The 21,058-nt window shown below is 61.3% G+C and carries 24 protein-coding genes; 8 read left to right on the top strand and 16 right to left on the bottom strand.

What is annotated here, in order from left to right; all coding sequences use genetic code 11:
• Window positions 1-5 precede the first annotated feature (5 nt).
• The 5 genes from DA915_RS04820 to DA915_RS04795 all read right to left on the bottom strand — a co-directional run bounded on the left by DA915_RS04820 (window position 6) and on the right by DA915_RS04795 (window position 4,654).
• On the bottom strand, window positions 6-1,172 hold the full coding sequence (locus tag DA915_RS04820; protein WP_107675296.1) for a phage portal protein: 1,167 nt from the start codon (window positions 1,170-1,172) through the stop codon (window positions 6-8).
• A 254-nt stretch (window positions 1,173-1,426) separates the two neighbouring features.
• Window positions 1,427-1,735: a Dabb family protein gene (locus DA915_RS04810; RefSeq protein WP_031233658.1), complete on the bottom strand. Its 309-nt coding sequence runs from the start codon at window positions 1,733-1,735 to the stop codon at window positions 1,427-1,429.
• A 59-nt stretch (window positions 1,736-1,794) separates the two neighbouring features.
• On the bottom strand, window positions 1,795-2,433 hold the full coding sequence (locus DA915_RS04805) for a hypothetical protein (RefSeq protein ID WP_107675284.1): 639 nt from the start codon (window positions 2,431-2,433) through the stop codon (window positions 1,795-1,797).
• A gap of 445 nt (window positions 2,434-2,878) precedes the next feature.
• A complete protein-coding gene (locus DA915_RS04800) occupies window positions 2,879-4,138 on the bottom strand; it encodes a DNA-packaging protein (RefSeq protein WP_162708892.1) in 1,260 nt (419 codons plus the stop codon).
• 3 nt (window positions 4,139-4,141) lie between these two features.
• Window positions 4,142-4,654 (bottom strand): hypothetical protein, encoded by a 513-nt coding sequence (locus DA915_RS04795; protein WP_107675283.1) that lies wholly within the window; start codon window positions 4,652-4,654, stop codon window positions 4,142-4,144.
• 448 nt (window positions 4,655-5,102) lie between these two features.
• On the opposite strand from DA915_RS04795, the gene DA915_RS04790 reads away from it, so the two are divergent.
• The gene (locus DA915_RS04790; RefSeq protein ID WP_192886410.1) at window positions 5,103-6,743 is read left to right on the top strand and encodes an alpha/beta-hydrolase family protein; all 1,641 of its coding nucleotides are present in this window, start codon (window positions 5,103-5,105) and stop codon (window positions 6,741-6,743) included.
• 23 nt (window positions 6,744-6,766) lie between these two features.
• Here the strand turns inward: DA915_RS04790 and DA915_RS04785 are convergent, their stop codons facing one another.
• Window positions 6,767-7,606 carry an SDR family oxidoreductase gene (locus tag DA915_RS04785; protein WP_107675281.1) on the bottom strand — a complete coding sequence of 280 codons (840 nt, stop codon included), beginning with the start codon at window positions 7,604-7,606 and terminating at the stop codon, window positions 6,767-6,769.
• Between the two features lie 142 nt (window positions 7,607-7,748).
• Here DA915_RS04785 and DA915_RS04780 point away from each other — a divergent pair, with 142 nt between their 5' ends.
• The gene (locus tag DA915_RS04780; RefSeq protein ID WP_003509204.1) at window positions 7,749-8,117 is read left to right on the top strand and encodes a helix-turn-helix domain-containing protein; all 369 of its coding nucleotides are present in this window, start codon (window positions 7,749-7,751) and stop codon (window positions 8,115-8,117) included.
• 115 nt (window positions 8,118-8,232) lie between these two features.
• On the opposite strand, the gene DA915_RS04775 is transcribed toward DA915_RS04780, so the two are convergent.
• Window positions 8,233-8,664, bottom strand: a complete 432-nt coding sequence (locus tag DA915_RS04775) for an Lrp/AsnC family transcriptional regulator (protein WP_052817598.1) — start codon at window positions 8,662-8,664, stop codon at window positions 8,233-8,235.
• Between the two features lie 145 nt (window positions 8,665-8,809).
• On the opposite strand from DA915_RS04775, the gene DA915_RS04770 reads away from it, so the two are divergent.
• Window positions 8,810-9,910, top strand: a complete 1,101-nt coding sequence (locus tag DA915_RS04770) for a saccharopine dehydrogenase family protein (protein ID WP_080866011.1) — start codon at window positions 8,810-8,812, stop codon at window positions 9,908-9,910.
• A 95-nt stretch (window positions 9,911-10,005) separates the two neighbouring features.
• On the opposite strand, the gene DA915_RS04765 is transcribed toward DA915_RS04770, so the two are convergent.
• Window positions 10,006-11,466: a YdiU family protein gene (locus DA915_RS04765; protein WP_107675280.1), complete on the bottom strand. Its 1,461-nt coding sequence runs from the start codon at window positions 11,464-11,466 to the stop codon at window positions 10,006-10,008.
• A gap of 169 nt (window positions 11,467-11,635) precedes the next feature.
• Here DA915_RS04765 and DA915_RS04760 point away from each other — a divergent pair, with 169 nt between their 5' ends.
• The gene (locus DA915_RS04760) at window positions 11,636-13,351 is read left to right on the top strand and encodes a glycoside hydrolase family 32 protein (protein WP_107675294.1); all 1,716 of its coding nucleotides are present in this window, start codon (window positions 11,636-11,638) and stop codon (window positions 13,349-13,351) included.
• Between the two features lie 67 nt (window positions 13,352-13,418).
• A complete protein-coding gene (locus DA915_RS04755) occupies window positions 13,419-13,592 on the top strand; it encodes a hypothetical protein (RefSeq protein ID WP_020009686.1) in 174 nt (57 codons plus the stop codon).
• Between the two features lie 80 nt (window positions 13,593-13,672).
• On the opposite strand, the gene DA915_RS04750 is transcribed toward DA915_RS04755, so the two are convergent.
• Entirely contained in the window at window positions 13,673-15,061 is a 1,389-nt protein-coding gene (locus tag DA915_RS04750; protein WP_244600694.1) for an MFS transporter, read from the bottom strand.
• 176 nt (window positions 15,062-15,237) lie between these two features.
• Between DA915_RS04750 and DA915_RS04745 the strand changes: the two genes are divergently transcribed.
• A complete protein-coding gene (locus DA915_RS04745) occupies window positions 15,238-15,486 on the top strand; it encodes a hypothetical protein (RefSeq protein ID WP_003509215.1) in 249 nt (82 codons plus the stop codon).
• Here the strand turns inward: DA915_RS04745 and DA915_RS04740 are convergent.
• The 6 genes from DA915_RS04740 to DA915_RS28800 all read right to left on the bottom strand — a co-directional run bounded on the left by DA915_RS04740 (window position 15,483) and on the right by DA915_RS28800 (window position 19,667).
• The gene (locus tag DA915_RS04740; RefSeq protein WP_060726102.1) at window positions 15,483-15,848 is read right to left on the bottom strand and encodes a hypothetical protein; all 366 of its coding nucleotides are present in this window, start codon (window positions 15,846-15,848) and stop codon (window positions 15,483-15,485) included. The genes DA915_RS04745 and DA915_RS04740 overlap by 4 nt on opposite strands.
• Entirely contained in the window at window positions 15,838-16,107 is a 270-nt protein-coding gene (locus DA915_RS04735) for a type II toxin-antitoxin system ParD family antitoxin (RefSeq protein WP_003509217.1), read from the bottom strand. Before DA915_RS04735 ends, DA915_RS04740 begins: the two co-directional genes overlap by 11 nt.
• 76 nt (window positions 16,108-16,183) lie before the next feature.
• Entirely contained in the window at window positions 16,184-16,384 is a 201-nt protein-coding gene (locus DA915_RS04730; RefSeq protein WP_060723954.1) for a heavy-metal-associated domain-containing protein, read from the bottom strand.
• A 52-nt stretch (window positions 16,385-16,436) separates the two neighbouring features.
• A complete protein-coding gene (cueR, locus tag DA915_RS04725) occupies window positions 16,437-16,859 on the bottom strand; it encodes a Cu(I)-responsive transcriptional regulator (RefSeq protein ID WP_060726101.1) in 423 nt (140 codons plus the stop codon).
• Window positions 16,856-19,453 (bottom strand): heavy metal translocating P-type ATPase, encoded by a 2,598-nt coding sequence (locus tag DA915_RS04720; RefSeq protein WP_192886408.1) that lies wholly within the window; start codon window positions 19,451-19,453, stop codon window positions 16,856-16,858. Before DA915_RS04720 ends, cueR begins: the two co-directional genes overlap by 4 nt.
• Window positions 19,454-19,502: 49 nt before the next feature.
• Window positions 19,503-19,667, bottom strand: coding sequence for a hypothetical protein (locus DA915_RS28800; RefSeq protein WP_192886407.1), 165 nt, complete (start codon window positions 19,665-19,667; stop codon window positions 19,503-19,505).
• Between DA915_RS28800 and DA915_RS04715 the strand changes: the two genes are divergently transcribed.
• Both DA915_RS04715 and DA915_RS04710 read left to right on the top strand, forming a co-directional pair.
• Window positions 19,666-19,941 (top strand): type II toxin-antitoxin system RelB/DinJ family antitoxin, encoded by a 276-nt coding sequence (locus tag DA915_RS04715; protein ID WP_020811442.1) that lies wholly within the window; start codon window positions 19,666-19,668, stop codon window positions 19,939-19,941. The genes DA915_RS28800 and DA915_RS04715 overlap by 2 nt on opposite strands.
• Before the next feature lie 73 nt (window positions 19,942-20,014).
• Window positions 20,015-20,146, top strand: coding sequence for a type II toxin-antitoxin system mRNA interferase toxin, RelE/StbE family (locus DA915_RS04710; protein ID WP_244600692.1), 132 nt, complete (start codon window positions 20,015-20,017; stop codon window positions 20,144-20,146).
• 27 nt (window positions 20,147-20,173) lie between these two features.
• Here the strand turns inward: DA915_RS04710 and blaOXA are convergent, their stop codons facing one another.
• Complete coding sequence (gene blaOXA, locus DA915_RS04705) at window positions 20,174-20,998, bottom strand: class D beta-lactamase (RefSeq protein ID WP_003509224.1); 825 nt, start codon at window positions 20,996-20,998, stop codon at window positions 20,174-20,176.
• Between the last annotated feature and the right edge of the window lie 60 nt (window positions 20,999-21,058).

The following is a 21,058-nucleotide window of genomic DNA, read 5'->3' as shown; positions in this document are numbered from 1 at the left end:
GGTGATCAATAACCGACGGCTTCGCGCTTTTCTTCGTCGCTCAGGAATGATGCCGCGCCGATGCGTGCCCAGAGCGCATCCCGCTCGCCGGCAAGCCCGGCAATCCGGTCGAGATCAGGTTCGAGCCTCAACCCCGAGCCGAAGACCGGAGAAAGCCAGCCGCAGAGCCTCGCCGCCGTGCGATAAACGAGCGGCAGGACGGTCAGACGATAAAAGGCGCGGTTCGCCTCCTGGTAATTGGCATAGGTATTGTCGCCGGGAATGCCGATGAGCATCGGCGGCACGCCGAGCGAAAGCGCGATATCGCGCGCCGCGCCGTTGCGGGCCTCCAGAAAATCCATGTCGCGCGGCGAAAGACCCATGGCCTTCCAGTCCAGCCCGCCTTCCAGCAACAGCGGACGGCCGGCATTCATCGCCCCCTGATAACCTTCCTCCAGCTCACGCTTCAGCCGCTCATATTGCTCGGTGGAGAGATTGCCGCCCTCCTTCGGCTGGTAGACCAGCGCCCCGGAAGGCCGGGCGGAATTATCGAGCAGGCGTTTGTTCCACTGGCTTGCGGCATTGTGCAGATCAAGCGCGGCCCCTGCGGAAGCGAGCGGTGCAAAACCCGCCCGATCATCCAGCGGATGAAAGAGTTTCAGGTGCAACAGCCCTAGCCCGTCGCGCTCGGCGGCGATGCGCCGGGATGCCCGGCCTTCGGCGCGGTAATCAAAGGCCACCGGCCAGCCGTCCTGTCCTTCGACGATGCTCACCCGGTCGGGCCGCAACAGATGCAGTTCACGCAACTGCCCACCCACCGTTAACGGCTCGATATAGGCATTTCCGGCCAGCATGAGGTGGCCATAAAGCGCCTCGAAAAAATCCGGCCCGCCCATATGGGCGCTCGGTTTTAAAAGCAGCGCCAGCAGCGGATGATCGGCCAGTTCCTCTTCGCCATCATAGAGCAGCCAGCTGACCGAGGCGGATGTTTCCGCCACCATGCGGGCGGCGCGGTGCGCCACCGGGTTTTTCATAAAGCCTTCGCGGGCAAGTGCGGCATAGGACCGGCCGGACCAGAAGGCCTGCCCGCCCTGCACCGCCACCGCCATGAAGCCATCAGCCATTTTCCGGCTTTCAGGCACGGCTCTGCCATCCGCCGGGCGCTTGCGCGGCAGGGAAAAGGGAAATCGCATGGAATTGTCCTTGTTTTGATGGCCGCTCAAGTCCCGATGCCCCTCATCCCTGTGCTTTCACAGGGATCCAGCCAGCCCAAGTCTTTGGGCTGGGAAGAGTCCTTTCGCCGCGCAGACGCGCGTCGGCTGGATTCCTGTGACAAGCACAGGAATGAGGGAGATGGGGCCTCAGCCCTACGACAAAGGAAAGATGTGCGCCCGTTATCAGTAGACTACGTGCGGATGCGCGCCACCTTCGCAGGCGGAAGCGGACGTTACCGGATCGGCGCTTTCACCGCCGTATCGCTGTCGAAATCTGCGGCAACGCGGGTCTCGCGCAGCGGCTTTACCGTGCGGGTCGAAAGATCATAGGCGGGATCGGCCTTGTAAGCCGCCAGCGCCGCCTCGTTTTCGAACTCGCCATAGACGATGAAATCGACCGAGTTGCCCCATTGGTCCTTCTTCACGTTCTCGCCGATTTCCAGCTTCAGCGAATGCGGTATCGCGGTGAGGCCGGAAAGCCCCTTGCGCACGGCGTCGCGGTTTTCCTCGGGAACGGTGAAAAAGACGATATGGCGGATCACGGTGTCACCTGTCATGCAAACTTAAAAAGGCGGCCTTTTCGGTACCGGGTAACGGGTTATCATCTGGCCCGCCCGGGTTCAATCCGGGCAGCGACAAGCGCGTGATGAAATGCGCGCCCGTAACCGCCTACAAGCCGCGCCCTGTCGCTGCCATTGATAATGGCCCGGGCACCATCCCAATCCTCGCGCCTGTCGCTGAAGAAATCGGCGAGCCTGCGGCCGGTGAAGCCGCCGCCCGACATGCCGTGAATCAGGATCGTGGTGGCCACCTCCGCCTCCATGGCCCGCTCCGGTCGCTCCAGAAGGTCAACGCCAGTCAGCGCCGACATGGCCTCGTAGTTGCGCCGATGCGTCAGCTGCACGAAGCCGCGCCCCAGCCAGCTCTTACCCTCGGTGTCCGGCCGCCAATAGGGCTTGCGCACCATGGGCAACCTGCCCGCCGCAAAGGCGCGGTCGAGCCTTGTCATCGCTTCCGCGTCGCTTGCCGCCAGGGTTTCGCGCACGGGCTGCATGGTCGCTGCCGTCTCGTGAAAGGCCGTCGCCAGCATATAGGCGAGCCAGCGCGGATCGCCGCCCGGCATCGCCTTTTTGAACCCTGCCAGCATCGTTTTCGTGCCGGCAAGCTGGGCGGTGCGCAGGCGACCGCCGAAAATAGAAATCCGCGCCGACGCGAAGAATCGCGCCTCGTCATAAGCCATGACTGCTCCTGAAAATGATGGGCGATATGACGCCGGGTTTTTCCACATGACAGTCGCCGGAACTAAATCGATTTGAAAAAACCTTAATCGATTTTAATCCGCGCCCCGTGGTTTTGGGGTAAAAAATTCCTTGAATTCCGGAACCTTAGCGCGCTAACTCCATTCACCGCGCAATCCTGCAGCGTTAACCATTCAAGGAGGAATGCCATGACAGCGACAATCCCCCAGACCGTTTATGACCGGCTCGAAAACGAGTGGCGCCAGATGCGCGAAACCGGCTCCCAGCCGAAACCGGCACAATCCCCGAAGAAGTAATATCCGCCAGACGCCCGAATTCGGGCGTTGACGGTACCCCGCTTTTCTTCTCCCCGCCGGGGAGAGGAAACAGGCGGCATCCGCTCGACCGGTAATTGGCTCTCTTCGCGGGAGCCAATAATCGCCGGCCTCACATCCCCCGCACCTTCGGTTCACTCACCACCATGGTCGTCAACGCCGTGATCGCCCAGACGAGCGCATCCAGCCGGTCGGGCGAGCGTCCTGAAGAAAGACCATCCGGCCCGAAATCCGTCATCTGGTCTTCGAGCTTTTCAAACCGTGCGGCGTGGCACACCCTGCCCTGCTCGTAGAGTGCCGCAACCGGTTCGGCGCGGGTGAATTTGCCGCGGCTTGCCCGCACCAGTGTCAGCGGCAGGTTGGCGTCCACGCTCTGCAGCATGGCCCGAACCATCTCTCCGCCCTGATTGACCTCCGCCACCACCCGGTCCGCCTCGTGGCCGCGAAAGGCGGCGACCACGGCGCGGGCCCAGCCTGCCGGCGTTTCGCCCTCCACCGAACAATCCGCAAGCACGTTAAGACGCCCGGATATGCCGAGCCCGGCCACGACAATGCCGCAGCAGGAATGTTCACCGATGCCCGCGGGCGGATCGACAGCCACCACGATCCGCGCAAGCGGTTCATGTCCCGCATCGATGATCGCTTCCAGATCGGCGCGTTTCCACAGCGCGCCCTCGCGCTCATCGATCAATTCGCCGCCGATTTCCTGACGCCCCAGCCGCGTGCCGCCGTAACGGTCCTGCATGGCTTTCAGAAAACCGGGCGAGAGATTCCGCGCATTCATCGCCGTCGGCATTCGCGCCACCCGTGTCGAGGGATCGGCGAGAAGCGCCTTCAGCAGCGGAATCGGCCGCGGCGTGGTGGTCACGAGTTGCCGGGGGACCTCACCCAGACGCAGGCCGAATTGCAGCATGTCCCAGGTTTCCTGCGGATATTTCCATTTGCCGAGCTCATCCGCCCAGGCCATGTGGAATTGCGGGCCACGCAGGCTTTCCGGGTCTTCCGAGGAAAACACCTGCGCCATCGCGCCATTCGGCCAGAGCAGCCGCCGGCGCGACACCTCGAAGGCGGGGCGATGGCGGCGGGCGATGCGGCAGATGCCGGAAATGCCGTCGATCATCACCTCGCGGGCGTCGCCCAGCGTCTCGGCGACGAGCGCAATGCGCAAATCCGACTGCTTGCCGGCGGAGGCGACATGATGCACCCATTCCGCCCCGGCGCGGGTCTTGCCGGAACCACGCCCGCCAATCAGCAGCCATGTCCGCCAGTCGCCCTCCGGCGGCTGCTGCGGCAGGTTGCCGATGAAGCGCCAGTCGCGCAGGAGGTTGAAGACCTGTGCCTGAAGGCTCACTTCGGTCAAAACGTCCGCCATGCCTCAGTCAGACCCCGCCGGAGTGCCGGACGCAGCCATCGCCTCCAGCCTCTCGCGGCATTTCTGCTCGGCCAGCTCGTCGATGCGTTTGAGGAAATGCGCCACCGCCGCCTCATAATCCTGCGTATCGTTTTCATCCTCGCCCATCAGCGCTTGCCGCTCTTCCGCCAGCACCCGTTGCAGCGCGTCGATCCGCTCCAGAGTGCGGACGATGAGCGACAGCTGATCCGTTGCAACTTTCACATCGGCACGGGCCTGCTTGCCTTCCGTGTCGTCGGCATCAGGCAAAAGCCCCGCCTCGCCCGACTGCCGAAGATTGCGATACATGCAGACTTGATCGCGCATCTCCTCCGTCAGCTCGTTCAGCAACTGCCGCAGACTGCCGTTGCGCGCCGCATCTGCGGCGGCCAGCCTATCTGCCCGCGATTTGATCTCAGGCGCGGCCTCATCCGCATAAGCAGGCCTGTCCGGCCAGGCTCCGTAGAGCACCGGGTCGCAATTATGAGCATTTGTCATCGGATTGGCCTGGGAGGGAAATGGAGATGAACATGGGCATGCGACGCGGTTCATTTGTGGGTGGTGCCTCCCCACAGCCCTCATTCCTGTGCTTGCCACAGGAATCCAGTCGACGCGCGTCCGCGCGGCGGAGGGAGGCTTTTCAGCCCAAGGACTTGGGCTAGCTGGATTCCTGTGACAAGCACAGGAATGAGGGAAGAGAGCAAAGCCTTGTTATTCGTAAAATCCAGCGCTCTGATATTTCTGAACCAACCGCGACCCAGCCGCAAATCTCCGACTGTAGCCAAACACTATCAAACCACCGTCACGCTGTAAAGGATTATTTTCCTATCATCGTGATTTTTGTCCTCACCACAGGATTTGCACCCTCGTCCGCCACATATTACACTCGATGCCAGATGGTGAGCAAAAGGGGCGAGTCAAGTTGGTGAAACAATGGGTTGGGCGGTTGTTTGCGGGCCTTTCGGCAACCGGCATCGTCTTTGGCGCTATTCTGTTCTGCGCCTCACTTACCCCGTCGCTCCTGCCGCGAACCTGGCTGATGCAGGGTGTGCTGTGCGGCTTTTCCTTTGCCATCGGTTATATGATCGGTGTCGCCCTGCATGCCGTCTGGGCCTATCTCGAACTGCCCGAGCCCTCGCGCCACAATATGCGCGGCATTCGCTTTCTCATCGCGCTCGCCGCCGCCATCACCGCAATCGCGTTTTTATGGCAGGCGAAGGACTGGCAGAATTCCATCCGCGTTCTGATGGAGCTCGATCCGCTGCCCAGCGCCCACCCCACCAAGACCGGCGGCCTTGCCGTGCTGGTCGCCGCCATCCTTATCGGCGCAGGCCGGCTTTTCCAGCTTATCCGCCGGTTCTTTGCGGCGCGCAGCGGTCATTTCCTGCCGCGCAGACTTGCCAATGTGCTCGGCATCGCGGCAGCAATCGTCCTCTCATGGATGCTGCTGAACGGGCTGATCTTCGATATCGGTCTCAGATTTGCGGATTCTTCGCTGAAACAGGTGGATGCGCTGATCGAGCCTGACGTGCCGCGCCCTTCCGATCCGCTCAAGACCGGCAGCAGCGCCTCGCTGATGGCGTGGGAATCGCTCGGCCGACGCGGCCGCGAATTCGTCGCCGAAGGCCCTGATGGCGCAGACATATCCGCCTTCACCCATCGCCCGGCAAAGGAACCGCTCAGGGTCTATGCGGGCCTCAACTCGGCTTCGGCGCCGGAAGAAAGAGCGGCCTTAGCGCTGGAGGAATTGAAACGGGTCGGCGGTTTCGAACGCAAGGTGCTTCTGGTGGTCATTCCCACCGGCACCGGCTGGATCGATTCGGAAGCACTCGATACGGTCGAATATCTGCATGACGGCGATATCGCCAGCGTCGCCGTGCAATATTCCTATCTTTCCAGCTGGATCGCCTTGCTGACGGAGCCGGATTACGGTGTCGAGACGGCACGCGCTTTGTTCGAGGCCGTCTACGGCTACTGGACCACGCTGCCGAAGGAAACGCGGCCGAAGCTTTACCTGCATGGCCTCAGCCTCGGTTCGCTCAATTCGCAGAAATCTTCCGATCTCTACGATGTGCTGGCAGACCCCTTCCAGGGCGCGTTGTGGAGCGGTCCGCCCTTTTCCAGCCCGACATGGCGCATGGCCACCAATGGCCGGGTGAAGGGCACGCCGGAATGGCTGCCGCGTTTCCGCGATTCCTCCGTCATCCGCTTCGCCAACCAATATACGACAGCCCATATGCCCGATGCGGAATGGGGGCCGATGCGGATCGTCTATCTGCAATATGCCAGCGACCCCATAACCTTCTTCGAGGCCGCCTCACTTTACCGGCGGCCGCAATGGATGGTGCATCACGGGCCTGACGTTTCCACATCCTTCCGCTGGTTCCCGGTCGTCACCCTGCTGCAGCTCGGTCTCGATGTCGCCGCCGCCACCACGGCACCGATCGGTTACGGCCATGTCTATGCGCCGGAACATTATATCGATGCATGGACGGAGGTGACCGAGCCACAGGGCTGGAACGCGGACGAGATTCAGCGGCTGAAGATGCTCTTCAAAGCCCGCCGCGGTTCCACCGATCCGGCGTGAACGCGGCGGGCTCGCTTGGAGCCTCAGCCCTTCAGCCGGTCCAGATTGTCGGCGATATAGGTCTCCAGTGAACGCGGCGCATGGCCGGTCAGCGTTTCGACATCGCCAGTCACCACGGCCGTCCAGCCTTCGCGCACGGGATAAAAGATCGAGGCGAGGAACGAGGCGTAGTCCTGCGGCACGCCCGCGCCGGTGAGAATGCCGATGAAGACCTCATCCGAAACGGCAGCGTAAGAAACCGGCTTGCCGATCGCCTGCGAAATCAGCGCGGCCGCTTCGCCGTAACCCAGGGCTTTCGGACCCGTCAGGTTGAAAGCCTTGCCATTGAAGGCATCAGAGGTCAGCGCGGCGGCGGCGCTGTCGGCGATATCGCGAACATCGATAAAGCTCGACTTGCCCTCGCCCGCCGGAACGGCGATCTGGCCATGGTCGATGCCCGCCTTCCAGTAGCTGTGGAAATTATTGGCGAACCAGTTGGGGCGCAGGATGACGTGAGGCGTGCCCGAAGCGATGATCTTCAGCTCGATCTGGCGATAGGGAATGGAATCATCGGCATCGACGCCGAGGACGCTGAGGAACACGATCTTCACCTTGCGGCGCGCGGCCTCCTCGACAACGGGCGTCAGCGCGTCGATGGCATCCAGACGACCGCCAGCCAGGATGAGGAACAGACGGTCAACGCCATCGAAGGCATCCGCATAAGTCGATGCGTCGGTATAATCGAAACGCACACCTTCCGCGCCGCCCGTGGCGTTGCCGCTACGCGAGGCCGCCTTAACGCTTTCGCCCTTGGAAAGAAGCGCTTTCACCAGCGGCGTGCCGATGGTGCCGGTGGAACCGATTACGAGTATCTTGCCTGCCATCTCAAATCTCCGTAGTATCTAATGGAAACCATGTTTCGAAAACACAGGTACTGCGTTTACGAAATCATGAAAAGAGAGCACTTTTCGGTTATCTGGTATCCTCGCGGAAACCGGCATGGCCCTGAAACGACGGAACAAACCCATGGAACGTATCTATGACGTCTATGAAGACCGCTGCCCCACCCGCATGGTGCTGGACAGGATCGCCGACAAATGGGCGCTGCTGATCCTCGACCGGCTGCGGGTGGAGGCGGTGCGCTTCAACCTGCTGCGGCGGGAGATCAAGGGCATTTCGCAAAAGGTCCTGTCGCAGACGCTCAAGAAGCTCGAACGCGACGGGCTGATTTCGAGGCAGGTCTTTCCGACTGTGCCGGTGACGGTCGAATATTCGCTGACGCCGCTGGGGCGGACGCTGACCGACACGGTGGCGGCACTTGCCCATTGGGCGGAGGGCAATATCGACGCGGTGATGGCGGCGCAGAGGGCTTATGATGAGCGGGCGGTGGTTTAGGGTAAGGTCACCGTCCTTTACTTCCCTCATCCCTGTGCTTGTCACAGGGATGAGGGAAGAAGAAAGTATCGCGCGCACCCACCGGGCTTTGCGCCTGTCGCACTCCCCAAAATCCCTACCGCGAAATCCGCGTCGAAAGAATGATCGACGACAACGTCCGCTCCACGCCGTCAAGCGCGCCGATCCTGTCGATCAACCGGTCGAGGTCGAGGATCGAAGGAGCGGCCAGAATGGCGATGAGATCGAAGGTCCCGCTCACCGAATGCAGCGTCGTCACCTCCTTGATGGCGGCAAGTGCCGCCGTCACGCCGGGCAGCGCCTTGGGTGCAATGGTGATCAGCACATGGGCGCGCACCAGCCCGGAAAGATAGCTTTCCGAAAGCCTCAGACCATAACCGGCAATCACCCCGTCCGCCTCCAGCCGCTCAATGCGGGCCTGCACCGTGGTGCGCGAAAGGCCGAGTTTGCGCGCCAGCTCTGCCACCGGCATGCGGGCATTTTCGGAAAGCAGGGCGAGCAGCGCCCGGTCCTTGTCGGCAATCGTCATAGTGACCAATCCTGTCGTCTAATTGCTCAATATTAACCATCTATCCGCACATAGTGAAGCTGCGAATCGTCAAAAAAAGCTGGCATTCTGTCTTTAAAGCGCATCCGGTGCGCAGACATGCGAATTTACTGCGGGGAACAAAAACATGAAAAACATTGTCGTCATCGGCGCGGGCAATATCGGTTCGGCAATCGCCTGGATGCTGGCCGCATCAGGCGATTATCGCATCACGGTTGCCGATCGTTCAGCCGATCAGCTGGCCAATGTGCCGGCGCATGAACGGGTCGACACCGAAATCGTCGACATTACCGACCGTCCCGCTCTGGAAGCACTGCTAAAAGGCAAATTCGCCGTGCTCTCCGCCGCCCCCTTCCACCTGACGGCGGGTATTGCCGAAGCGGCCGTTGCCGTCGGCACGCATTATCTCGATCTCACCGAAGACGTGGAATCCACCCGCAAGGTCAAGGCGCTGGCGGAAACGGCCGAAACCGCGCTCATTCCGCAATGCGGCCTCGCCCCCGGCTTCATCTCCATCGTCGCTGCCGATCTCGCCGCCAAGTTCGACAAGCTGGACAGCGTGCGCATGCGCGTCGGCGCTCTGCCGCAATATCCGTCCAATGCGCTCAACTACAACCTCACCTGGAGCACCGACGGGCTGATCAACGAATATATCGAGCCCTGCGAAGCGATCGTCGAAGGCCGCCTCACCGCCGTTCCGGCCCTTGAGGAGCGCGAGGAGTTCTCGCTCGATGGCATCACCTACGAGGCGTTCAACACCTCGGGCGGTCTCGGTACGCTTTGCGCGACGCTGGAAGGCAAGGTGCGGACCATGAACTACCGCACTATCCGTTACCCCGGCCATGTGGCGATCATGAAGGCGCTTCTGAATGACCTCAACCTGCGCAACCGCCGCGATGTGCTGAAGGACCTGTTCGAAAACGCCCTGCCCGGCACCATGCAGGATGTGGTCATCGTCTTCGTCACCGTCTGCGGCACCCGCAACGGCCGCTTCCTGCAGGAAACCTATGCCAACAAGGTCTATGCCGGCCCGGTTTCCGGCCGCATGATGAGCGCCATCCAGATCACTACCGCCGCCGGCATCTGCACGGTTCTCGACCTGCTCGCGGAAGGCGCCCTGCCGCAGAAGGGCTTCGTTCGACAGGAGGAAGTGGCGCTGCCGAAGTTCCTCGAAAACCGGTTTGGCCGGTATTATGGCTCGCATGAGCCGCTGGCGCGGGTTGGGTGATTTAAAGGCACAACATCGCCGCCGGTTTCTTCTCCCCGCCGGGGAGAAGGCGAAACAGGCGCCCGCTCGCTCCGGCATGCGGATCAGCGCTACGCTTACGTCCCGCAAAATGTCCTGAACACCCGCTCATGGCTCATCGGCGGCTGCATATAGACGAAATTATCCGGCCGCTCTTCGAAAGGCGTCGCGATTGCTCTCAGCATGGCGTGGAAGGGCTCGAAATCATCCTCTTCAACCGCCGCTTCGATCAGTTCCTCGATACGGTGGTTGCGCGGGATGATGGCGGGATTGGCAGAGAGCATCGCGCCTGACCTTTCGGAATCGGAAATACCCTCACGACCGGCTCTTTCCCGCCAACGGGTGAGAAATTCGTCCGCCCCCGCGATATCGATGAACATGCCGCGGAATGGCTCGGCGTCGCCATTGGCCGCATGGGAAAGACGCCGGAAGGTCAGCGTATAATCCGCTTCAGATGCCTGCATCAGCGCCAGCAGCGCCTGCACCAGATCCATGTCGCCCTCTTCCTCGGTCGTCAGGCCAAGCTTTTCTCGCATACCGGTAAGCCAGCGTTGGGGAAAGGCGGCGGCGAAATCGGCTAGAACGGCATTGGCGAGTTCGGCGGCTTTTTCTACCTGCGGATCGAGCAGCGGCAGCAGGCATTCCGCCAGTCTTGCGATATTCCATTGCGCGATGCCCGGCTGATTGTTGAAGGCGTAACGGCCCTGCGCATCGATGGAGGAAAAGACCTTGTTGGGGTGATATTCATCGAGGAAAGCGCAGGGGCCGAAATCGATGGTTTCGCCGGAGACCGCCATATTGTCGGTATTCATCACGCCATGGATGAAACCCACCATCATCCAGCGAGCGATGAGTTCGCATTGCCTCCCGGCGATGCCGCGCAGCAGGGCGAGGTAAGGATTGTCTGCCTCTTTCGCCTCGGGATAATGACGGTCGATCACGTAGTCCGCGAGGTTTTTGATCGCCTCGTCATCCTCGCGCGCGGCGAAGAACTGGAACGTGCCGACACGGATATGGCTTGCCGCAACGCGGGTGAAGACGCCGCCCGGCAGGCCGACTTCGCGCTGCACCCTTTCGCCGGAGAGGACGGCCGCAAGCGCCCGCGTGGCGGGAATGCCAAGCGCAAACATCGCTTCCGACACGATATATTCGCGCAGCACCGGGCCAAGGGCCGCACGGCCGTCTCCCCTGCGTGAAAACGGCGTCGGGCCGGAGCCCTTGAGCTGGATATCGCGGCGTTTGCCGTTAATGTCGATCACTTCACCAAGTAGAATGGCGCGGCCATCGCCCAGCTGCGGCACGAAGCCGCCGAACTGGTGGCCGGCATAGGCCATGGCCAGCGGCTCGGCCCCCTGCGGCAAGACATTACCGGAAAAGATCGCCGCCAGCCTTTCATCATCAAGGCCGGCCACATCGAGAAGGAGTTCGTCGGCCAGCCCGCGATTGAAAGCGATGAGGCGCGGCGCCTTCACCGGCGTCGGCAGCACGGCGGCGCTGAAGCGTTCCGGCAGGCGGGCATAGGAATTGTCGAATTTCATCACGGATAAACTCCCTGCTTTGTCCCTATATGGGGCCGGAAGGCGACGGATGCGAGCGATAAATGCCGCGCCTCCTCCATCGCCTCATTCAATTTTGCGCAATGAACTTTCCCGCGCCATCATCGTTCCTATGCTTGACCAGCAGAATGCCGAACGGAAAGGAAAAGCAATGACCGTTGTTGAAGCCGCAGCCGAACCGGAAAGCGCCATCCGCACCCTCCACACCGAACTGCCTGTCAACGCCACCTTCCATGTCTGGCTGAAGGCGAAAAAAGATGCCGAGCCCGGCGCCGTCTCCTTTTCCAACCAGAATGGAAAATTCGCTGAAGTTTCAAGCGTCAATACGGAAGAGTTCGGTTTTCGAATCTACCAGGTGTTTGGCGGCGGCCATGTGGAACTGAGTTACGACACCGTCACGACAGCCGTTTCCGTCATCTACTGGTTCACCGCGTCCGATGTGCTCGAAACCGGCATCACCGTTGTCCATACCAAGCCTGATAATGCCGCACCCGAACTTCCCGGCAGCTATCACTTCCGTCCGCCCTTTGGCTGGATGAACGACCCGAACGGCTTTGGCCGCTTCGAGGGCCGCCCGCATCTGTTTTATCAGCATTATTCTCACGGCCTGCGCTGGAACACCATGCATTGGGGCCATGCCGTCTCCTCCGATTACCTGCGCTGGCGGCACCTGCCGATCTTCCTCTTCCCTTCAGAGGATCTGACGACGCGGCCGGATAAGCGCGGCGGCGCCTATTCCGGCTCGACCATTCCGCTGGTGGAAGGCACCGGCATCCGCGTCTTCTTCACAGAGCAGGTGCAGGACCGCATTCCCGAGCAGCAGATACAGCTGACCGCCACCTCGTCCGATCTCATCATGGCTGGGCAGGCCGAGGTCATTCTCGGCACCCGGCCGGACGGACAGGGGCTGACACCGGATTTCCGCGACCCTTACGTCTTTCGTGGCCCGGATGGCCTGTGGAAAATGGTGCTTGGCAGCCAGAGCGATGGCGGCGGCGTCATTCTGCTCTACGAAACGCTCGACCCCACGGCGGCATCGGGCTGGACCTATGTCGGCAAACTCTGGGTGGAAACACGCTACAAGACAACGGCCATCGAATGCCCCTGCCTGCTGCCGCTCGATGGTCCGGTCAATGCCCGCTCCACCCGCTGGGTGCTAATTTACGGGCTGATGCATTCGGAGGACCCGGAGACCGGCCGCAAGAACCTGACTATGGCCGATGTCGGCTGGTTTGACGGCAAGGCCTTCACCAAGGAATCCGGGCAGGAACTGGATTTCGGCACCGACAACTACGCCTTCCAGGCCTTTCTCGATGGCGACAGCATCATCGGCATGGGCTGGCTGGCAAACTGGGCGGATGCCAATCCGGAGATCGATTTCCCGACCTCGATGACGCTGCCGCGCCGGATTCATTATGTGAATGGCGAGCTTCTGACCCCGCCCATCGGCGCGGCGGAAAGCCTGCGCAGCCATATCCTCGACCGCACGCGGCTTGCCGCCGGCGAACGCGTCACCTTCATCAACGGGGCGGTGGAAATATTGTTCGAGCTTGCCTCACCCGGCGCGCCCTTCGAACTGGTGCTCGATCATCCGACGGTTAAGCTTGGCGTCGTTTCCGATGAAACGGGGCTGTGGATCTGCCATGAGGACGGGCGCGACGGCCCCTCGCCGCATTATATCGCCAGGGGAGCCAAGGCATCCCGCATCCGCATCTTTCTCGATTATGGCTCGATTGAGGTCTTCGCCAATCGCGGGCGATATGTGGGCACCAAGCGCATCGAAGGTTTCGAACCCGTGCGCTCGGCGCTGCTGAAGGCCGCCCCCGGCGCGGTGGTGCATGCCACCAGCTGGGCGCTGAAACCGTGAGGAACCTTTTGACGGATTGGGCGGTTGATAGACCGAAACCGCCCAATCCGCCGAAAGGAGAAACGGCATGACCAAAATCCGCGACACCAGCGATCCGATCCTGTTTCCAACCGAAGCCAATGAAAACAAGGCAGAGAAGAAACGCGCCGGCAAGGGCATCATCATCATTATCGGCGCAATCGCCATTATGTCCTTCGTCGTTTATCTGGCGGCGATCACCATCGCTGCCACCCAGTCCTGATCAAGGCCGCGAAGGGCCTTTCACTTTGTTGGGTCGCATTTCCGGACGGAAAACCCGGTTCCACTTTTTTTGGAAATGCTCTAGCGCCTTTCACCCCGCAACCCGCTGGCGGTCATGATCGCCAGCAGCGATACGACCACACCCAGCCCATAAAGATAAACCATCGGCATCGTCACATCCGCACGCTCGATCTGCGCCACGAGATCGCTGGCGGCGGCGACAGTGCCGCTTGCGCCAGCACCGGCCGCAGAGCCGAGCGTCGCGACCGTCGGCAAAAGCGCACCCGTCATCTTGCGTTCCTCTTCCGGCGCTGCTTCCATTGCCGCCTGGCTGATGCCGGCCCAGGACATGCCGAAGGCCGATCCGATCAGGATTTGCCCGAGCAGCATTTCTCCCCAGTTGCCGGTCGCCAGCCCCAGCCCCAGCAGGGCGCAGCCCGGCACCATCTGGTAGGGACCGTAATGCAGGCACAGTTCCCGCAGGCGGCTAGAGCGCAGGCTGCCGATCAGCATTGCCACGAAGCTCCAGGCAAGCGGCATCGTCACCACGATGAAACCGGCAAAGGTGGGCTCATGCTGCCAGAGATTGATAGCGACATAAGCGAGATAGACGCTGCCCAGCGCATGGGCATAGGACATCAGGAACAGCACCCAGAAACCGCTGCCGAGCACCGTCTTCAGCCGGAAGGAATTCTTCGGGAACAATCCGACGGAAGGCCGTGTGCCAGCCCGCAGCGACGCCCACAACAGCACCGCCCCCGCCAGCAGGGAAATCGCCCGCAGGCTCGCATCCTCGAAGGCGGAAGGAGCGGAAAAGGCCAATGCGCCGACAAGGCAGAAAACCAGCGGCACCAGCGGTTTGCGCGTCGCCGCCACCGGCCGCTCGGCGGAGACGGCAATGGTGGTATAGGCCAGAAGCAGCAGGATCAGCGGCGCCGACAGCAGGAAGGTGGCGCGCCAGGAGATGTGTTCGGTGGCAAAACCGCCGGTCAGCGGGCCGATGAAGGAGGCGACCGCCCAGATCGCCGCCTCGATGGCGAAGACCTTCGGCAACAGGCCGGAGCGGAAACCGGCGGGAATGAGACTGTAGCAAACGGCGACGATCAGCCCGTCCGCCAGTCCCTGCAAGGCCCGGCCGACGACGACCCACAAAAAGTCACCTGCAATTGCCGAGAGAACCGAACCGAAGGAAAAGATCAGGCAGCAGAGAAGCAGGACGGTGCGCGCGCCAAAACGTTCGCGAAACAGCACGGCGGTGACACCGCCCGCCACGGAACCGACGAAATAAAGACTATAGGCCCAGCTGTAAAAACCCGCGCCGCCGATTTCGTTCACGGCCACGGGCAAGGCCGTCACGACAGCGAACTGATTAAAAGCGTGCAGGCCGATACCGGAGGAGATGACGGTCAGAAGCGAGAGATTCGCCCCGCTCAGCAATTCGCTCCAGCCGTTTTTCTCCGCCATTTCGATACTCGACAAAGCCGTATCCTTTCCATTTTTGCGATACGGCGGGCAAACTAGAACCTCAAGCGCCATTGAGGTCAAGACGGCTTTTTCAGGTCATTTGTTCCGAAGGAATTCTCGCGCGGCAGGAACCCTCCGCGCGCCCGGCCGTTTGCCGAAGAACCGATAGAAAGGACACCGTCATGGACCGCAAGAAAATCCTGCCCCTTAACGAAGACGCCATGAACGAGGATCTGCTTGATCTCGACATCGACGCCCTTCCCGCCAAGGGAGAGATTCCGCAATCCATCGAACAGGAAATCGAGGAAGAAGAGGCCGAGAGCGAGGACGACCCCTATCAGGAAAGCGACGAGGCCCTGCCCGACGATGCCGAGGAACGGGTGATCAACCGCAATCCCTCGCGGGAAGGCGGGGCTTTCGACGAGGTTTAGGGAAGACTGACGGTGCGACCGGACACGAGGCGCGTGAGCATATAGCGTAGATGATCCTGCCCGCCGAAAAAGACCGCGAGAATACGCACGGTCTTTTCACCCTCATCGATATCGAAATAAAAGACAGCCTGATTTTTCGTTACCCGGCGAAGGCCGGGTAATATTTCGGGCAACAATGTTCCCTGGAAGGGCGCTTTATGAAGCGCTTCCATATCCGCTTCAATCGACCCCACGCGTCGTACAGCGCGCGTGAAAGCTGCTGGCAAGGCGTCGCCGAGGTCGAGATAGGACTGGATGAGATGGTCGAGAATGAGGCCGAGGTCTTGATCTGTCTGTGTTGAACGCAGGACCTTATAGGCCATAGCCGGCCTTTCTGGCCGCTATCATGGCTGCTGTTCTTTGTTTACCTTCCTCAACGGAGACGAAGTCGTCCTGCTTACGATCTGCCAGCAGGTCGCGAAGCGCAGCAAGCTCGGCGTCCCTCAACTCGGTCTCCTGCCGAAGCAGTTCCAGCCCACGCTGGACGACGGCACTGAGGCTGGCGTAACGCCCTTCCTCCACCAGCCTGCGCGCGAAGCTGTCCTGTTGATCGGAGATGGAAACTGACGCCTTGACGGACATTGTGGCACTCCCTCGACAGGACAGATCATGCTACTCAGTAGCACATCTTTCCTGTTCATTCCAGCAACGAGATGCTTCAACCCGCCCTTTCCGGCGAATAACCGGCTTCGCGGATCGCCGCTTCCGCAGTTGCGGCGTCGCCCGTTACCGTGAGCCGGTGGGCGGAAAGATCAATGCTGACGGCGGCATCGGGAAGCACCTCAGTGAGAGCGCCGCGCAGCGTCTTTTCGCAATGGCCGCAGGTCATGTCTGGAATGAGGAAGGTGGTTGCACCCATGGTTTTCTCCTTCTGGCCGGTAGCGATATTTTCGCGCCGGTTGTCATAAAGTTCAGTGGGTTCGCACAGGCCTGGCGTCGCTCTTCTCAGCGCCGGCGAGATCATCGAGGATGGGGCAGTCGGGCCGGTGGTCGCCGCCGCAGCAATGGGCGAGATGGGACAGCGTCTTCACCATGCTCTTCATCTCGGCGATCTTCTGTTCGAGATCAGCGATGTGGACGAGCGCAATTTCCTTCACCGCCGAACTCTCACGGCTTTTGTCCTGCCAGAGTTTCAGCAGCGTCTCGGTCTCCTCCAGCGAGAAACCGAGCGTGCGCGCCCGCTTGATGAAGCGCAGATTGTGCACGTCCTGCTCGCCATAGACCCGGTAATTATTGCCGGTTCGGGCGGCGGGGGTGATGAGGCCAATCTGCTCGTAATAGCGGATCATCTTGGCGGAAACGCCCGATGCTTCCGATGCCTGGCCGATATTCACGATGTCACCTCCCTGTGTGCAACCTTCGCCCGTTTCAACCTCAGCGCATTGGCGAGAACGAAGACGCTGGACAGCGCCATTGCCCCCGCGCCAATCATCGGCGACAGCGTGATGCCGAAGGCCGGATAAAGCACGCCCGCCGCAACCGGTATCAGCGCCACGTTGTAGCCGAAAGCCCAGAACAGGTTTTCCTTGATGTTGCGGATGGTTGCGCGACTCATCTCGATGGCGTTGACCGCACCCATGAGATCGCCGCCGACCAGCACCACATCGGCGCTTTCGATGGCGACATCCGTTCCCGTACCGACGGCGATACCGATATCGGCCTCGGCCAGCGCCGGCGCATCGTTGATGCCGTCGCCGACAAAGGCGAGCACCTTGCCGCCTGCGCGCATCTCGTGGATCGCCTTCACCTTGCCCTCGGGCAGCACTTCCGCCACCACGCGGGAAATGCCGACCTGCCGGGCGATTGCATTGGCCGTGCGGGCATTGTCGCCCGTCACCATGGCCACTTCGATGCCCATCGCCTGCAGCGCCCTGATGGCGGCAACACTCGATGGTTTCAGCGGATCGGCGACGGCAATCGCAGCCGCCAGCCTGCCGTCGATGGCGGCATAAAGCGGCGTCTTGCCCTCGTCACCCAGCCTTGCGGCAGCTTCACTGAAGATATCGACGGAATGGCCGAGTTTCGCCATGAAGCGATCCGCGCCGACCTCGACCCTGCGGCCATTGACGGTGGCGGCGATGCCGTAACCCGTGACGCTTTCGAAATTTTCAACGGTCGGAGGTTCAAGTCCCTCTCCCGCTACCACACTCCGGTCTTCAGCAGCCCGGACGATGGCTTCGGCAATCGGATGCTCCGACCGACCCTCGACGGTGGCGACGAGCGCCAGAACCTCGTTGTCGGCAAACCCTTCCGCAACCACCAGATCGGTCAGTTCCGGGCGGCCCTTGGTCACAGTGCCGGTCTTGTCGACCACAACGATTTCAGCCGAACGCAGTTCCTGCAGGGCCTGTCCCTTGCGGAACAGCACGCCCAGCTCCGCCGCCCGGCCGGTGCCAACCATGATAGAGGTGGGCGTGGCGAGACCCATGGCGCAGGGGCAGGCGATGATGAGCACCGCGACCGCATTGACCAGAGCGAATGTATAGGCGGGTTCCGGGCCGAATATCGCCCAGACGATGAAGGTCAGCACCGCAATGGCGATAACAACGGGCACGAAGAGCGCAGTGACGCGGTCCACCAGCAGCTGGATTGGCAGCTTGGACCCTTGAGCCTCCTCCACCATGCGGATGATCTGCGACAGCATGGTATCCGCGCCCACCTTGGTCGCCTTGAACTTGAAGGCGCCAGTCTTGTTGAAGGCGCCAGTCTTGTTGATGGTGCCGCCGACGACCGTTGCGCCGATGGTTTTTTCCACCGGCACCGGCTCGCCTGAAATCATCGATTCATCGACATAGGACGAGCCTTCGACGACTTCGCCATCCACCGCCAGCCTTTCGCCGGGACGGATGACGACGATATCGCCAGCCACCAGATCATCGGGGGAAATATCGATGGTGGCGCCGTCGCGCTCCACACGGGCGGTCTTCGCCTGCAGGCTCATCAGCTTGCGGATGGCGTCTCCCGTGCGGCCGCTGGCGCGGGCTTCGAGAAGCCGCCCGGTCAGGATCAGCGTGACGATGACGGTTGCCGCTTCATAATAGACGAACTGCGCCTCTTCCGGCAGTAGATCGGGCGCGAAGGTCGCCACGACGGAATAAGCGTAGGCCGCCGTCACGCCCAGCGCCACAAGAGAATTCATTTCCGGCGCACCGCGCAGCAAAGCGGGAAAACCGGTCTTGAGAAAGCGCAGGCCCGGCCCAAAGATCACCGCCGTCGCCAGCACGAAATAGATGTAATAGAGGTTCTGCGTCTCGATGAGACCCATCAGCCAGTGATGCATCGGCTCATAGAGATGGCCGCCCATTTCCAGCACGAAAAGCGGCGCGGTCAGGATCGCGGCAATCGTCAGGTCGCGTTTCAGCGCGCCCTCCTCACCCGCATGCTGCATATGGTCATGGCCGCCGGTTTCGCCCGCCATCTGACCATGGCCCTCATGATGTCCCTGGTGCTGGTTATGATTGTGATGGGCGGAATGATCGTGCGGTTTCGGTGTCTTCAGCGCGAACCCGGCAAGCTTTGCCGTTTCCACCAATGCGTCCCGTTCGCGCCGGCCGCCGATCGTTTCCACCGAGACCTTGCCTGAAGCCGCGTCTACCTTGACGGCGATTGTGGTGGCGACCGCTTCCAGAACGGCCTTCAGCCGCCCGGCCTGCGCCTCGTCCTGCAAGCCTTCCACCGTAAATTCCTGCCGCTCCGGCGCGATATCATAACCGACCTTCTTGATGGCGGCGCCAAGCGTGCGCGCCGAAAAACCCTCGGCGGGCTCGACGGTAAGCTTCTTCGTGGCGAAGTTCACGGAACTCGACATGACACCGGGCACCTTGGCGGCAGCCGTTTCCACCCGCCGCACGCAGGAAGCGCAGGTCATGCCCTCCACGGGAATGGAAACCGGTTCATTTCGATGGGCGTGTTTGACTGTCTCGTTCATGGGAAATCCCCTTTCGAGACCCTATGTAGAGATTCCCATGATGGGAAGGTCAAGGGAAGGGAAAGCTTTTTGTTGAACACACAATCGTGAGCGCAGCCACGCTTATCGCCGCCGCCCGCTCGGCAAGAAAGAGTATGGAGGGGGCGGCAATACACGCGTTGAATTTGATGCTCATTTGAGCTACAAACAAATCTCTAAAAAGGAGATTGATCATGACCGCAAATGCTTATGTGAGAGCGCGCATCGATCAGGCACTCAAGGACGACGCGACTGCCGTGCTCGACAGTCTGGGACTGACTGTTTCCGACGTCATGCGAATGATGCTGACGCGCATTGCCCGAGAAAAAGCACTGCCGATAGAACTGACGCAACCGAACGCTGAAACGCTCGCCGCGATTGAAGAAGCGCGCGCCATCGCGGCTGCCAGGCGCAATCGTTTCGGCACGGCGCAAGCCTTGTTTGACGCCCTTGATGGTAACAAGCGGTGACGGATAAGAAAGGTCACGGAAAAGAGGCGGCATCGAAGCGAACGGTGCTGCCGCGCAGTTTCGTGACCATGAATTGACCGGAGAATGGCACGATCATCGCGAATGCCATGTCGGCGGGGACTTTCTGTTGATCTACAAACTTGATGAGAAGCAGAACCTTCTCATCTTCACCCGCGCAGGAACGCACGCCGAGCTTTTCAGGTAAAGACGCGATCTGAAAGATACGATCTCGCTACCGGTGCACGGCCAGCCGCGGAATATCGCGCAGGAAGGCATCGCGCACGGCGGGGCCGAGCGGCTCGTCGGACGGTTTGTCGGAAACGCGCAGCCTTGCGAAGACGATGTGCTGGCCTTCGCGCTCCGCCCAGCCGACAAACCAGCCGAAGGGACGGTTGCGGTCGGGGTTGCCCTTTTCGTCACGCATGTAGCCGGTGCCGGTCTTGCCATGCACGGCCCAGCTTTCCGGCGCATCAAAGACCGGAACGATTGCCCTTGTCTTCGCCTGCGCATCACGCGAGACCGGCAGATTGCCGGCCAGGAGGCGGCGGAGGAAGCCGACCTGCTCCACCGGCGAAACCGTCAGCGACGATCCAAGCCAGGAATGGGTCAGGCCGTTATTCTTGCCCGGCTCACCGGAAACATCGGCATTGCCGTAACCGAGACGCTTCACATAGGCGGCGAATTTATCCGGTCCAAGGCGACGGGTGATTTCACGCGAATACCACAGGACCGAATCCTGTTCCCATATCGAGGGATCGACCGTCTTGCGGTCGGAGGCGCGCGCCTCCGTGCCGGGTTTCCAGTCCCAGGCGGGCGTCTTTTCATCCTGAAGAATGCCGGCATCGTAACCGATCAGCGCCAGCGGCACCTTGAAGGTGGAGGCCGGCGCCACGCGCTGGTCGCAGGCGCCCTGCTGGTTGATGATCGCGCCGGTCTCGATTGAGGTGACGAGCGTGCATTCGAAGGCCTGGGGCTGTTGCTGGGCATCAGCGGAAAACGGCAGGAGCCCCGGAAGGGCAAGGCATGAAAGAACGATGGCGGGCAGCCGGTAGCGCATGCGTTTTGATGTCCCTCGTCCGCTTTGCGGATCATTTGCCGGAATGGCCGGAAGCTGTCT

This window comes from Agrobacterium sp. LAD9 (assembly GCF_003031125.1).
GTDB classification, from domain to species: Bacteria; Pseudomonadota; Alphaproteobacteria; order Rhizobiales; family Rhizobiaceae; genus Agrobacterium; species Agrobacterium radiobacter.
The sequence above is the reverse complement of the archived record's forward strand: the minus strand, read 5'-3'. Positions and strand labels throughout refer to the sequence as shown.